The sequence below is a fragment of the Pseudarthrobacter sp. NamE5 genome (genome assembly GCF_005796225.1).
Taxonomy (GTDB): domain Bacteria; phylum Actinomycetota; class Actinomycetes; order Actinomycetales; family Micrococcaceae; genus Arthrobacter.
The window spans coordinates 330,083-343,801 of the sequence record NZ_VAHO01000002.1 but is presented as its reverse complement, the minus strand read 5'-3'; the positions used below and the strand labels follow the sequence as shown (position 1 = coordinate 343,801).

Annotated in this window: 14 protein-coding genes; 9 read left to right on the top strand and 5 right to left on the bottom strand. The window is 65.8% G+C overall.

Annotated features, from left to right (window positions below; translation table 11 throughout):
* Positions 1-10: 10 nt before the first annotated feature.
* On the top strand, positions 11-1,609 hold the full coding sequence (locus tag FDW84_RS04840; RefSeq protein ID WP_138607073.1) for an ABC-F family ATP-binding cassette domain-containing protein: 1,599 nt from the start codon (positions 11-13) through the stop codon (positions 1,607-1,609).
* Positions 1,610-1,689: 80 nt separating this feature from the next.
* On the opposite strand, the gene FDW84_RS04835 is transcribed toward FDW84_RS04840, so the two are convergent.
* Genes FDW84_RS04835 through FDW84_RS04825 form a run of 3 tightly spaced genes read right to left on the bottom strand, consistent with a single transcriptional unit; the run spans position 1,690 to position 3,269 of the window.
* Positions 1,690-2,571 carry an SURF1 family cytochrome oxidase biogenesis protein gene (locus FDW84_RS04835; RefSeq protein ID WP_138607071.1) on the bottom strand — a complete coding sequence of 294 codons (882 nt, stop codon included), beginning with the start codon at positions 2,569-2,571 and terminating at the stop codon, positions 1,690-1,692.
* Positions 2,572-2,838 (bottom strand): hypothetical protein, encoded by a 267-nt coding sequence (locus FDW84_RS04830; RefSeq protein WP_138134102.1) that lies wholly within the window; start codon positions 2,836-2,838, stop codon positions 2,572-2,574. It abuts the gene before it with no gap.
* Complete coding sequence (locus FDW84_RS04825; RefSeq protein WP_138607069.1) at positions 2,835-3,269, bottom strand: DUF3099 domain-containing protein; 435 nt, start codon at positions 3,267-3,269, stop codon at positions 2,835-2,837. The genes FDW84_RS04830 and FDW84_RS04825 overlap by 4 nt, the downstream gene beginning before the upstream one ends.
* A gap of 153 nt (positions 3,270-3,422) precedes the next feature.
* Here FDW84_RS04825 and FDW84_RS04820 point away from each other — a divergent pair, with 153 nt between their 5' ends.
* Both FDW84_RS04820 and FDW84_RS04815 read left to right on the top strand, forming a co-directional pair.
* Positions 3,423-4,148: a beta-ketoacyl-ACP reductase gene (locus tag FDW84_RS04820; RefSeq protein ID WP_138607067.1), complete on the top strand. Its 726-nt coding sequence runs from the start codon at positions 3,423-3,425 to the stop codon at positions 4,146-4,148.
* 126 nt (positions 4,149-4,274) lie between these two features.
* Positions 4,275-5,039, top strand: coding sequence for an SDR family oxidoreductase (locus FDW84_RS04815; protein WP_138607065.1), 765 nt, complete (start codon positions 4,275-4,277; stop codon positions 5,037-5,039).
* Between the two features lie 85 nt (positions 5,040-5,124).
* Here FDW84_RS04815 and serB read toward each other — a convergent pair whose 3' ends face one another.
* Positions 5,125-6,018 (bottom strand): phosphoserine phosphatase SerB, encoded by an 894-nt coding sequence (serB, locus tag FDW84_RS04810; protein WP_138607063.1) that lies wholly within the window; start codon positions 6,016-6,018, stop codon positions 5,125-5,127.
* 95 nt (positions 6,019-6,113) lie between these two features.
* Here serB and FDW84_RS04805 point away from each other — a divergent pair, with 95 nt between their 5' ends.
* The 6 genes from FDW84_RS04805 to FDW84_RS04780 all read left to right on the top strand — a co-directional run bounded on the left by FDW84_RS04805 (position 6,114) and on the right by FDW84_RS04780 (position 11,049).
* Entirely contained in the window at positions 6,114-6,983 is an 870-nt protein-coding gene (locus tag FDW84_RS04805; RefSeq protein ID WP_138607061.1) for a hypothetical protein, read from the top strand.
* 57 nt (positions 6,984-7,040) lie between these two features.
* A complete protein-coding gene (locus FDW84_RS04800) occupies positions 7,041-7,826 on the top strand; it encodes an ABC transporter ATP-binding protein (protein ID WP_138134113.1) in 786 nt (261 codons plus the stop codon).
* Positions 7,827-7,843: 17 nt separating this feature from the next.
* On the top strand, positions 7,844-8,629 hold the full coding sequence (locus FDW84_RS04795; RefSeq protein ID WP_138607059.1) for a sulfite exporter TauE/SafE family protein: 786 nt from the start codon (positions 7,844-7,846) through the stop codon (positions 8,627-8,629).
* A 7-nt stretch (positions 8,630-8,636) separates the two neighbouring features.
* Positions 8,637-9,446, top strand: coding sequence for a TrmH family RNA methyltransferase (locus tag FDW84_RS04790; RefSeq protein ID WP_138607057.1), 810 nt, complete (start codon positions 8,637-8,639; stop codon positions 9,444-9,446).
* Between the two features lie 140 nt (positions 9,447-9,586).
* On the top strand, positions 9,587-9,844 hold the full coding sequence (locus FDW84_RS04785) for a type B 50S ribosomal protein L31 (RefSeq protein ID WP_138134119.1): 258 nt from the start codon (positions 9,587-9,589) through the stop codon (positions 9,842-9,844).
* Positions 9,845-9,957: 113 nt separating this feature from the next.
* The gene (locus tag FDW84_RS04780; protein WP_138607055.1) at positions 9,958-11,049 is read left to right on the top strand and encodes a lipoate-protein ligase LplAB; all 1,092 of its coding nucleotides are present in this window, start codon (positions 9,958-9,960) and stop codon (positions 11,047-11,049) included.
* A gap of 18 nt (positions 11,050-11,067) precedes the next feature.
* Here FDW84_RS04780 and pepN read toward each other — a convergent pair whose 3' ends face one another.
* On the bottom strand, positions 11,068-13,701 hold the full coding sequence (gene pepN / locus FDW84_RS04775) for an aminopeptidase N (protein ID WP_138607052.1): 2,634 nt from the start codon (positions 13,699-13,701) through the stop codon (positions 11,068-11,070).
* Positions 13,702-13,719 lie beyond the last annotated feature (18 nt).

Below are 13,719 nucleotides of genomic sequence, written 5' to 3'. Positions count from 1 at the left end.
CTTACCTGCTGTGATTACTGTCCAGGATCTAGAACTGCGTGCCGGCGCCCGGCTCCTGATGGATCAGGTGAGTTTCCGCATCGATAAGGGAGACAAAATCGGTCTCGTGGGCCGCAACGGCGCCGGCAAGACCACCCTGACCCGCGTCCTGGCAGGGGAGGGCCTGCCCGCCGCCGGCAAGGTGACCCGCAGCGGCGAGATCGGCTACCTGCCCCAGGACCCGCGCACTCCGGACATGGAGCAGTTGGCACGGGACCGGATCCTGTCCGTCCGGGGCCTGGACATCGCTGTCGGGAAACTCCGCGTGGCCCATGAAGAAATGGCCAGCGAGGATGCTGCTGTCCAGCGCAAAGCGATGAACCGCTATGACCGGCTTGAGTCGGAGTTCCTCGCCGCCGGCGGTTACGCTGCCGAGGCCGAGGCCGCAGCGATCTGCTCCAACCTCGCACTGCCGGACCGTCTGCTGAACCAGCCGCTCAAGACCCTGTCCGGCGGACAGCGGCGCCGCGTCGAGCTGGCCCGCATCCTTTACTCAGATGCCGAAACGATGCTCCTCGACGAACCCACCAACCACCTCGACGCCGACTCGATCGCCTGGTTGCGGGACTTCCTGAAAAACCACCAGGGCGGCCTGATCGTAATCAGCCACGACACCGAGCTGCTCGAAGCCACCGTGAACAAGGTGTTCCTGTTGGACGCCAACCGCGCCCAAATCGACTTCTACAATATGGACTGGAAGCGTTACCTCACGCAGCGCGAGACCGACGAGCGGGCCAGGAAGCGGGAACGTGCCAACGCCGAAAAGAAGGCCCAGGTCCTGTTCGACCAAGCGAACAAGATGCGCGCCAAGGCCACCAAGGCCGTCGCAGCGCAGAACATGGCCAAGCGCGCTGAACGCCTGCTCAGCGGACTTGAAGCCGTCCGTGAGCAGGACCGCGTGGCCGCGCTCCGTTTCCCGGATCCGTCTCCCTGCGGCAAGACCCCGCTCACCGCGGAAGGCCTCAGCAAGTCCTACGGCTCGCTGGAAATCTTCACGGACGTGGATCTGGCTATCGACCGCGGCTCCAAGGTGGTCATCCTCGGCCTCAACGGCGCCGGCAAAACCACCCTTTTGCGGATGCTCGCAGGCGTGGACCAGCCTGACACCGGTGACGTCATTGCCGGCCACGGCCTGAAGGTGGGCTACTACGCGCAGGAACACGAAACGCTCGACGTTGACCGTACAGTTCTTGAGAACATGCGCTCCGCCGCGCCGGACATGAAGGACGCGGAGGTGCGCGGCATCCTGGGCTCGTTCCTGTTTTCCGGTGACGACGTGGACAAGCCCGCCGGCGTGCTCTCCGGCGGCGAGAAGACCCGCCTCGCCCTGGCCACCATCGTGGCGTCCAGCGCCAACGTCCTGCTACTGGATGAGCCCACCAACAACCTGGACCCCGCCAGCCGCGCGGAAATCCTCGGCGCCCTGCGGAACTACACGGGCGCCGTCGTCCTGGTCAGCCACGACGAAGGCGCCGTCGAGGCCCTCAACCCCGAGCGCGTCGTCCTGCTGCCCGACGGCGTCGAGGACCTGTGGAACGAGGACTACCTGGACCTGATCACGCTGGCTTAGCTGGCAACCTACGGAGCCGGCTGGGTTGCCTCCGCAGAACGCACGCGCCCCACAGGGCCGCCGTCGTATCCCGTCAAGGCTCAGTAGCCCTGCGCGTCCAGGAGGGCGTCTTCCTCTTCCTCGGACGTCGCCTTCCTGCGCTTCCGCGGGGCGGGCGGACGGCGGCGTGCTGCCGCGGCAGCGGAATGGCCCGCACCCTCTGCCGGGTCGTCGTCGTTCTCGTCCTCGGCATCGATGGCGGCGTTGCGCGCCTGCTGCCGCGCAGCGTATCCGAACCCCACGAACATCAGGACGCCGAAGGCGAACCACTGCAGCGAGTAGGACAGGTGCGTTCCCTCCTCCGTGGAGGGCTTCGGGAAGGGGAACGGCATCTCGGCCGCCGGGGGCGTCTCCGATGCAAGCTGGCCGTAGGCCCCTGTCAGCAGGGGGTACCCGAGCTGTGCGGAGTAGGCGGCGAGGTCGATGGACGCCAGCTGTCCTTCGGGTGCGCTTCGCTGCAGTTCGGGTTCGGGATGCTTCAGACGGACGACGGCGGTGACCTCGCCTGGGGGCGGTTCCGGCACCGAATCCGGGCTGCCCGGGTTCTTGTTGCCGATGGGCAGCCAGCCGCGGTCGATGACTACGGTCTCCCCGGTGGTCAGGCGGAACGGGACCACCACTTCGTAGCCCGGCTGGCCATTCATGGGGCGGTTCCGTACAACCCGCTGGCCGTCCACCAGATACGAGCCCTTTAGCTCCACCTGCGTCCACTCCATGGCCGGGTCCAGCCTGTCGAACTGCTCCCTGGCATCAGTGAACGCGATGGGTGTTGCCGAGTAGTTGGTGACCACCCGGTTAATTTCAGCGAGCGTCTCCGCGCGCCGGTCCATCTGCCAGCGGCCCAGGAACACGCAGGCGGAGGCGAAGATGGCAGCCAGCAGGAGATAACCCAGCCACTTGCTGGAAAAGAGGAAACGGTACATTCAGCTGTCCTGCTCCAAAACGCCCGCCGCGCGGTCCTCAAGGGGCAGTGTTTCCTTCCACAGCCCGCGGGTCTGCAGGTAATCCTCCAGCCACTCACGGTGGTCGGCGCAGGCCAGCCAGATTTTGCGGCGCTCGGGGGAGTGGATCTTCGGATTGTTCCAGAGGACCTGCCAGGACGCCCGGGCACGACAAGCTTTGCGGGAGCAGACCGCCGCGTCCTCAGCCATCGCTGGGTCAGTGCCCGCAGCGAAGTCAAAAATGCTCAAGATGCCCTCCGCTCCTGTCCCGGTGTTTCGTCGTCGTCCTCAAGTACCAGCTCGCCCTGAAGAATCTCGCTGCCGACTTCCTCCTCGGCGGAAGGAGCCGGGGGACTCTCAATCTCCGCCAGGGGCGCAGAATCCAACAGGGCGTCGCTGTGTCCCTCAGCCTTGTCATTCCCGTTGGCTATGACCACCGCAATCCAGGGCAGGAAAACCGCTCCGGCCACCGCGATGATCTTGAACCACCCGTCCACCACAAAAATCAGCACCAGGCACACCATGCGGATTCCCATGGCCAGCGCGTACTTGATCATGCGCTGGCGCATATCCTCGGAATGCGCTCCCGCAGCATCCGTGATGCTGTGGACTTCCGGATCGCCGGAGAACCGGCCGGGTTCTCCAGGCGCGGACTGTCCCGCATGGTTTTCAAGGGTCACGGTGATTGATCACGCTCCAAAGGCTTACGTTAATTCTCTCACCATCGGCAGTGGCACCCAAACCCGGCCGGGCCCTGCGGCTAAGATCGAAGTCAGCCAAATCACCCTTTCCTACCGCGGCTGCAGCACGCCGCAGAATTCCGGAGCCTTTCCATGACTGAAGCAGCCACCGCCCCCCGCAGCGTCCTGGTTACCGGCGGCAACCGCGGCATCGGCCTGGCCATCGCCGAAGCGTTCCTCGCCAACGGTGACAAGGTGGCGGTGACCTACCGCAGCGAGTCCAAGCTGCCGGAGGGAATACTGGGCGTCAAGGCCGATGTCACGGACGAGGCCTCCGTGGACGCGGCTTTCAAAGAGGTGGAAGCTGCTCACGGCCCGGTGGAGGTACTGGTGGCCAACGCCGGCATCACCAAGGACACGCTGCTGCTGCGGATGAGCGAGGACGACTTCACATCCGTGATCGACACCAACCTGACCGGCGCCTTCCGTGTCATCAAGCGCGCCTCCAAAGGCATGATCCGCCTGCGCAAAGGCCGCGTCGTCCTGATCTCCTCCGTGTCCGGCCTCTACGGTGCCCCAGGCCAGATCAACTACTCAGCGTCAAAGGCAGGCCTGGTAGGCATCGCCCGGTCCCTCACCCGCGAACTCGGTTCCCGCGGAATCACGGCCAATGTGGTGGCCCCCGGCTTCATCAACACGGACATGACTGCCGAACTGCCCGAAGCCACGCAGAAGGACTACCTGGACAGCATTCCGGCCGGCCGTTTCGCTGAGGCTTCCGAGGTTGCCAACGTGGTCCGCTGGATCGCCAGCGACGAGGCAGCCTACATCTCCGGCGCCGTCATCCCCGTCGACGGCGGTCTGGGCATGGGGCACTGACCCCGCCGGCAAACTAGCAGGGGGCCGCTTCTTTGTGTAGGTCACACAAGGGAAATGCCCGGCGCCGCTGGCATGATGGACTGCAGAGCATCAGCGATTTAGACGTTTCAGACAAAAGGAGCCCGCATGGGACTGCTGGATAACAAGACCGCCATCGTGACAGGATCTTCGCGCGGCATCGGCGCGGAGGTGGCGAAGAACCTCGCCAAGGAGGGCGCCGCCGTCGTAGTCAACTACCGCCAGAAGGCTCCGCGTGCCAACAAGGTGGTACAGGGCATCGAGGCCGACGGCGGCCGGGCAGTGGCCGTGGGCGCCGACCTCACCAGCCAGGAAGGCGTGCAGGCCCTGGCCAGTGCCGCGATGGAAAACTTCGGTTCCCTGGACATCCTGGTGCTGAACGCCTCCGGCGGCATGGAGACCGGCATGGGCGAGGACTACGCCCTCAAGCTGAACCGCGACGCCCAGATCAACATGCTCAACGCGGCCGTGCCCCTGATGCAGGAAGGCTCCCGCGTGGTGTTCGTGACCAGCCACCAAGCACACTTCATCAACACCGTACCCACCATGGAGGCCTACGAGCCCGTGGCCCGCAGCAAGCGTGCCGGGGAAGACGCACTGCGCGAACTTATCCCCAGCCTCGCCGAAAAGGGCATCACCCTGGTGGTCGTGTCCGGCGACATGATCGAGGGCACCGTCACCGCAACGCTGCTGGACCGCTCAGCCCCCGGTGCCATCGAGGCGCGCCGGGCTGAAGCCGGAAAGCTGTACTCGGTGGAGGAGTTCGCTGAGGTGGTGTCCAGTATGGTCACCGCCGACGTCGAATCCGGCCACACTGAGTACGCCGGCGGCGCAGACTACTTCGGCAAAGGCGCGGGCCAGCCGGCGAGCTAGGCTCCCACCCGGGGTGGCAGTTCGCGGCAGTGTTCCCTACGGAGCCTGCCGCGAACTGTCATTTCGCAGTTAAAGAGTCAGAGCCTCAGACGCCGGCGATGTGCCGGACGGCGTCCAGGTACGGCATGTTGATGGCGGCGTCGGCCACTGCCCGCACCGCCGGCTTGGCATTGAACGCCACGCCGATCCCGGCGGCACCGAGCATGTCAAGGTCATTGGCGCCGTCGCCCACGGCAACGGTGTGCTCCAAAGCGATCCCCTCGGCGGCCGCCCATTCCCGCAGGAACTTCTCTTTAGCTGCCCGGTCAACCACTGCCCCCAGGACCTTGCCGGTCAACACGCCGTCCACAATCTCCAGTTCGTTGGCCTGCCAGTGGTCCAGGCCCAGCTCATCGGCAATCGGCTCCAGGATCTGGTTGAACCCGCCGGACACCACGGCCACCACGTGTCCCGCTGCCTTGAAGGCGGCCACCAGGTCCGCCGCGCCCAGGCTCAGCTTCACTTCCTCACGCACGGAACGGACGACGTCGGCCGGCAGCCCCGCCAGCACCGCAACACGTGCGTGGAGGCTTTGGGTGAAGTCCAGTTCACCGCGCATGGCGGCCTCAGTGACGGCCGCTACTTCTTCGAACTTCCCGGCATACGCAGCGAGAAGTTCGATGACTTCCTGCTGGATCAGCGTGGAGTCGACGTCCATGATCAGCATTTTCCGCCCGGCGGAACGGAGCTCGGCGGGGACGAGTGCGGTGTCGAAACCGCTGATGGATGCATGCGCGACCGCGCGGCGCAGGCCTGCGAGGCCGGCGGCAGTCGCGTCCGGGAGGCTGACCTGTGCAACCTGCACCTGGTAGCGGCTGTCACCGTGGCTGGTCTCGGACAGCAGTTCGGCGCCGTTCCCGGTGAGAACGGAACGCAGCCGCTCCAGCCCGGAAGGAGTTATGTTCAGGCCGTAGCTGACCGCAGTCACGTTCGAAGTCATGCCTGCAATCTTAGTCAGCGGGGGAGGGGTCCCCTTAATTCATTGCGGGGCACTGACGCTGGAGGACCGGCCACCCCGCCGCGCTAGACTGAAGCATGCCCGGTGCCCCCCGACGTGTTCAGGCTTCGCTCGCAGTCCTGGCGGCCCTCCTTACCGGCTGTTCGCCGGTGGTGGGCCTGGACCAGGCTGCCAACGGCCCGACTGCCACCGGCCAGGTAAGCCCCGCGTCTTCTGCCCCGGCTGCTTCCGGGAAGGCCACGTCCGTCCCGGCCACCGTTCCAACACATATCCCGACGCCGGCTCCGGCGCTCACCGCCACACCCGTTCCTACGCCGCCGGCACCCGCGCCACCTCCGGTGCCCCAGCCCTTTGCCCTCAACCTCTACCAGGAGGGGGACTTCGTTCCGCAGTACACCTTCGACTGGTGCGTGGCGGCGAGCATCCAGATGGCCCATAATCTCATCGACGATACCGGCGGCGCCACCTGGGCCGATCCCGCCCAGCAAAGCGAACTGTGGGAGATGGCCAGGGCGCGGTCGTCCAACTCGTTCAACGGAGCCAACCCGCTGGGGTGGGCGCAGGTGCTGACCGAGGCCGGCATGGGGCCGTACAAGGTGGTCAGTATCCCGGACTACGGGGACGCCCTGCAGACCGCGGCGCGCGCCATTTCCGAGACGGGCCGTCCCGTGGGCCTGGTCATGTGGAGGGGCCGCCATGCCTGGGTGATGAACGGGTTCGAATCAGTCGGTAATCCTGCCCAGTTCCAGGAGTTCTCGGTTACCGGCGTCCGCGTCCTGGATCCGCTCTACCCGCACGGCAGCGGGCAATGGGGGCCCTCGCCCGCGCCGAACAGCCTCCTCTCCCCGGAGGAGTTGGCCACGCAGTTCGTGGTCCGTGAACCGCGGCGCTGGAGCAGCGATCTGCCCACCGGCTACCTGCTGGTGCTGCCTGTCGCCGGTGCATGACAGGGCTGTAAACGCCGGTTATCAATCGGCCTCTTTTTTGTCCTAGTGTCTACTCCTATGAGTGATGTTCTGGAATTGGCTTCCGTCAGCGTTGTCCGAGGTAAAAAGACCCTGCTGGACAAGGTTGACTGGGAAGTCAATGAAGGCGAGCGCTGGGTAATCCTCGGGCCCAACGGTGCCGGTAAGACAACACTCCTGCAGATCGCCGCCGCCCGGCTTCACCCCAGCAGCGGCAAAGCCGGCATCCTGGACGAAACCCTGGGGCGCACCGACGTCTTCGAACTCCGCCCGCGCATCGGACTTTCCTCCGCCGCGCTGGCCACCCAGATCCCGGAGCAGGAGAACGTCCTCAACGTCGTGGTCACCGCCGCGTACGGCGTCACCGGCCGCTGGCGCGAGGGATACGAGCGCGACGACGAGCGGCGGGCTTTCCGCCTGCTCAATGACTGGGGCATGGGTCCGCTCCTGAACAGAACCTTCGCCACGCTGTCCGAGGGGGAGCGCAAGCGTGTCCAGATTGCCCGGGCCCTCATGACCGACCCCGAACTGCTGCTGCTGGACGAGCCCGCAGCCGGCCTGGATCTTGGCGGCCGCGAGGAACTGGTCCATAAACTCGGGGAACTTGCCCAGGACGAGGCAGCCCCTGCCATGGTCCTGGTGACGCACCACCTTGAGGAAGTCCCGCCGGGCTTCACCCACGCCATGCTGCTGCGCGACGGCGGCGTGGTGGCAGCAGGACCGATCACGGAGGTCCTGACAGCGGACAACCTGAGCAAGACGTTCGGGCTGGACCTTGACGTCACCGTCAACGCCGGCCGGTACACCGCCGTCGCCCGCCGCTAAGGCGGCAGCGCAGCATCTTGGATCTTCTCAGCAGCACTTTTGTGTCCGTTGCCGGACTGTGGGCCGGCATGATCAACGCAGTAGTGGGCTCCGGCACCCTGGTGACGTTTCCCGTGCTCATCGCCCTGGGCGTCACTCCGGTGGTTGCGTCGATGAGCAACGCCATGGGGCTGGTGGCCGGCGGCGCGGCAGGTGCCTTCGGCTACCGCCGGGAACTCAAGGGCCGCGGCCGCCAGCTCCTGCGGCTGCTGCCGGCCTCGCTGCTGGGCGGTGTTTCCGGCGCCTGGCTGCTCCTGCACCTGCCGGAAGAGGTCTTCCACTACGTCGCCCCACTCCTCATTGTCCTGGCCCTCCTCATGGTGGTGTTCCAGCCCCGGCTGCAAACGTGGGTGCGTACCCGCGAGGAAAATCCGGAGCACGCCGTGCGCGACAAACGCCACGGAATCCTCCTGGTGGTGCTGGTGTATCTTGCAGGAGTGTACGGCGGCTACTTCGTGGCTGCCCAGGGGATCCTGCTGGTGGGCATCCTCGGCGTCTTCCTCACCGGCACCATCCAGAATGCCAACGCCATGAAGAACATCCTGGTCCTGGGCGTGAACCTGGTGGCAGCGGTGTCCTACACGCTCTTCGCGTTCGACCGGATCAACTGGCTGGTGGTGCTGCTGATCGCCATCAGCTCCAGCATCGGCGGGGTTTTGGGAGCCAAGGTGGGCCGCCGGCTTTCACCCACAGTGCTGCGGTCGGTCATCCTTGTCCTGGGGCTCGTGGCTCTGGGCTTCATGATCGCCGATCTGCTGCAATAATCACCCGGTGACAATCCATTACCTCGAATCCGCCGCCGACCCGCGCGTATCCGACTACACCCAGCTCACGGACGTCCACCTGCGCAAGCTCCGCGAACCCGCCGAAGGCATGTACATCGCAGAGTCATCCCGGGTGCTGCGCCGGGCCCTCGCCGCAGGGCACCAGCCCCGGTCCTTCTTCCTGGCCGAGAAATGGCTCGACGACCTCCAGGACATCCTCGGCGCCTACCCCGACGTGCCCGCTTTCATCGGCAGAGCAGCCCTCCTGGAGGAGATCACCGGTTTCCACCTCCACCGCGGTGCAATGGCCGCCATGCAGCGTCCGGCACCGGTGCCGCTTCCGGAACTGCTCGCCGGTGCGCGGCGGGTGGCCGTGCTGGAGGACATCGTGGACCACACCAACGTGGGCGCCATCTTCCGGTCTGCCGCCGCCCTGGACATCGACGCCGTCCTCGTCTCACCCCGTTGCGGTGACCCCCTGTACCGCCGGAGCGTCAGGGTGAGCATGGGCACCGTCTTCCAAGTCCCGTGGGCAAGGCTGACCAACTGGCCGCAGGACCTCCACCTGCTCAAGAACCACGGCTTCACTGTTGCGGCGCTCGAGCTCACGGAGGACGCGCAGGACGTGGACAAGGTTGCCGCGCGGAACCCGGAGAAGCTCGCCCTGGTACTCGGCACCGAAGGCGCCGGCATGAGCGCGGAGACCCTTGCGGCCGTCGACCTCGCCGTGAAGATTCCCATGCGCAACGGCGTGGATTCGCTCAACGTGGCCGCGGCTTCGGCCGTGGCATTCTGGGAACTCCGGGCGCGGGAATAGGGCAACCGCCGGTTCGCGGGCACCGCTGTTATCCGCTATGATTGACAGCTGGCCGTCCTGCTTCTTGCGAAGCGGAACCCAGCCATCCCATTCATACCTGGCAACTGGCAAAATCCAGTTGCGCGAACAAAGGTCCCATTATGAAGTCTGAGATCCACCCGAAGTACCAGGCTGTTGTCTTCAACGACCTGGCTTCCGGCACGAAGTTCCTGACCCGCTCCACCGTGTCTTCCTCCAAAACCATCGAGTGGGAAGACGGCAACACCTACCCGGTCATCGACGTCGAAATCTCCTCCGAGTCCCACCCGTTCTACACCGGCAAGCAGCGCATCATGGACTCCGCAGGCCGCGTCGAGCGCTTCAACGCTCGCTTCAAGGGCTTCGGCGGCAAGAAGTAATTCACTTCCTCCAAAGGTTCTTTTGCAAAGGCCCGCACCGGAAACGGTGCGGGCCTTCCGCGTTTCTCCAGGCCGATAGGTGGGCCGGCACATTCTGGGGCAGGATGGAAGGCATGACCGACTTACAGTCTCCACGTTATGATCCCGCCTCCCGCCGCCACGGTGAATACAAGGTGCCGGGCGGCAAGCTCGTGGTGGTGGACCTGGACGTGGCAGACGGCCGGCTGGCCAACGTGAGCCTCAGCGGGGACTTCTTCCTGGAGCCGGACGAGGCCCTCCTGGACATCAACCAGGCCCTGACGGGGCTGCCGGACACCGCAACGGCCGGTGAGCTTGCCGCCGTCGTCAAGGCCTCGCTGCCGCCTGGCGCGGCCCTGTTCGGCTTCTCCGCCGACGCGGTTGCCGTCACCGTCCGACGCGCCCTGGCAAAGGCAACGTCCTGGACGGACCACGACTGGCATGTAATCCCGCCAACTGTCCTGCCCACCGAAATCAATGTGGCGCTGGACGAGGTGCTCACCGAGGAGGTGGGTGCAGGCCGCCGCAACCCCACCCTCCGCTTCTGGGACTGGCAGGAACCCTCAGTGGTCATCGGAAGTTTCCAGTCGGTCCGCAACGAGGTGGACCCGGACGGCGTGGAGAAGCACGGGATCACGGTAGTCCGGCGCATCAGCGGCGGGGGAGCGATGTTCATGGAAGCGGGCAACTGCATCACGTACTCCCTTTATCTTCCGCAGACCCTCGTGGACGGCATCAGCTTTGCCGACTCCTACCCCTTCCTTGACTCCTGGGTGATGGCAGCGCTGGAGAAGCTTGGCATCAACGCCTTTTACGTGCCGCTGAACGATATCGCCACGGCCCAGGGCAAGATCGGCGGGGCGGCACAGAAACGGCTGGCCAACGGGGGCATGCTGCATCACGTCACCATGAGCTACGACATCGACGCCGACAAGATGGTCGAAGTGCTGAGGATCGGCAAGGAAAAGCTTTCGGACAAGGGGACCCGCAGCGCCAAGAAACGCGTCGACCCTTTGCGCCGCCAGACCGGACTCGCCCGCACAGCGATCATCCAGGCCATGACGGAAGTCTTCACCGACCGCTACGGCGCCAGCCCCTCCCAGGTGAGCGAGGCCGAACTGGAAGCCGCCCGCGAGCGCGTGGGCAGCAAGTTCGGCACGGCGGAATGGCTCCACCGCGTCCCTTGAGCAGTGGCAGGAATCGCCTTAAGGCACAGGTGAGGGGACGACGGCGGCCTGCGCCTTGAGTGCCCGCAGCAGGTGGCTGCGCTGCTCAACGATGATTCGGCGCAGCGCCCGGGGCGCGTCGGCATTGGCTGCCAGCCACTCGTCCGTCCGCCTGATCACCGGATGGTCCGCCGGGTTCACGCCCTCAGCCAGGTCCTGGGCGAGCGGATAGAGGCCGCGGACGATCCGGCTTGCGATCTCGATGCTGCGGGTCTCCCAGACCCCGCGCAGGCAGGCGAAGTAGGGCTCGATATAGGGTTCCAGCAACCGGGCCGGAGCAGTGGTGAACCCGCTAATGGTGGCGGTCAGCAGTTGGTTGGAAAGTTCATTTCCGTGCACTGCCGCTTTCCACGCTGCGACCTTGACCTGCGGATCCGGCCTGGCCGCCAGGGCCGTAGCGTGCCCGGCGCGTCCCGAAGCCGTGGTGTCGCGCGCGAGCTCCGCGTCCAGCTCCGCTTCGGCCGCCTGGCCGTTGGCCGCCAGGGCATGCCAGAAGTGCCAGCGAAGTTCCGCGTCCACCGCCAGGCCTGCCACCGGCGCGGTACCCTCCAGCAGGCTCTTGAGCCGGGGCAGCAGGGCGTCATCGTGCCTGCTGAGCGTGCCCAGGGTTCTGGCCCAGGCAAGCTGCTGGTCAGAGCCGGGCTGCGCCCGGTCCATTTCCGCTGCAGCCGTTGAGAGGAAGGAGGTCCGCACCGCGGGGCGGCGGGCCGCCGGTGTGTAGCGTTCGACGGCGGTGACGGCGTTGTCGAGGATGTTCAGCAGCACTCCGATCCCTGTTTCTGACGGTCCGTACGCGGCTACTGCGTCCACGTACGTCGCGGCAGGGCTTTCGCCGTCGCGCGCGGAGTTCCACAGCGCTGTCCAGCAGAGGGCTCGGGCCATGGGATCGGTGATCCGGTCCAGCGAGGAACGCACGGTGGCTTCCGAGGCAGGGTCGAGCCGGACCTTCGCATAAGTGAGGTCCTCGTCGTTGAGGAGCAGGAGCGCGGGCCGGGGCTTTCCGGCGAGCTGGGGGAGTTCTGTGCGGGCGCCTACGATGTCCGTTTCGTAGCTGTCCGTCCGCACCAGGGCGCCGTCGCCGTCGAAGTTGTAGGCCCCCACGCGCAGCCGGTGCGGGCGCAGCTCCTCCCGCCCCGTTACCGGATCCGTAGCCTGCTGGACGATGGCCACCCCGCCCGGCAGGCCGCCGTCGTCCGATGCACCAGTGGACGCGAAGTCCAGCGACAGCGTGGAGATGCCGGAGGTTTGCAGCCACTGCTGCGCCCAGCCTGCCAGGTCCCGTCCCGATGCTGCACTTAGTGCGTCCAGCAGGTCCGCAATGGAGGTGTTGCCGTATGCATGCTTGCGGAAGTATGCACGGGAGCCGGCGATGAAGGCGTCAAAGCCAACATAGGCCACCAGCTGCCTCAGTACCGAGGCCCCCTTGGCGTAAGTGATGCCGTCAAAGTTCTGCTTGGCCGCCTCAAGGTCCGGGATATCCGCCACGATCGGGTGGGTGGTGGGCAGCTGGTCCTGGACGTAGGCCCAGGCCTTGCGCTTGTTGGCGAAGTTCACCCAGGCGGTGTCCCAGTCCGTCGCCCGGTCCACGCCGAGGGTGCCCATGTAGTCCGCGAACGATTCCTTGAGCCACAGGTCGTCCCACCACTGCATGGTTACCAGGTCGCCGAACCACATGTGCGCCATCTCGTGCATTAGGGTGTTGGCGCGCCCCTGGTACTGGGAGTCCGTGGCGCGGGAGGTGAACACGTAGCTCTCCGTGAACGTCACCAGGCCTGGGTTCTCCATGGCGCCGAGGTTGTATTCCGGAACAAAGGCCTGGTCGTACTTGCCCCAGGGGTAGGGGTAGTCGAAGAGCCGGTTGAAGAAGTCCAGACCCTTCTTGGTCAGCGTGAACAGCTCGTCGGTGTCAAAGGATTCCGCCATGGAGGCCCGGCAGTAGAGGGCGAGCGGGACGTCCAGGGGGGTGCCGTCGTCGAGCATTGCCTGCCAGTGATCCTTGGCCTTGAAGTAGGGTCCGGCCAGAACGGCGGTGATGTAGGTGGACATGGGGTCTGTGGGGGCGAAGTCCCACCGGGCAGTGGCGGGATCGCTGGTGAGCAGGGTCCGCGCCGTTTCTGCGCCGTTGGAGGCAACCTGCCAGTGGGCGGGAGCCATCACGTGGAAGGTGTATACGGCCTTGAGGTCCGGCTGTTCAAAGTTGGCGAACACCCGGCGGGCGTCGGCCGGCTCGTACTGCGTGTACAGGTAGCACTGGCCGTCCGCGGGATCCACGAACCGGTGCATGCCCTCGCCGGAGCGGCTGTACACGGCCGTTCCGTTGACGGTCACCTGGTTCTCCGCCTGCAGGTTGTCCAGCCGGATCCTGGCTCCGTCCACCACGTCCTCCACCCTGAGTTCCCGGCCGTTGAGCAGGACTCTGTGCACGGTGCCGATGAAGTCCAGGAAGGTGGAACTGCCCGGCTCCGCGGTGAAGGTGATGATGCTGCGGGTCGGGTAGCCGGCCACGTTCGGGTTTGCTGCCTGCCGCACATCCAGCGATACGTCATAGCTGGTGGTTTGGATCAGTGCTGATCGTTCGGCGGCTTCATCGCGCTGCAGGTTCTCATGTGACACCCAGCTATCTAATCATGG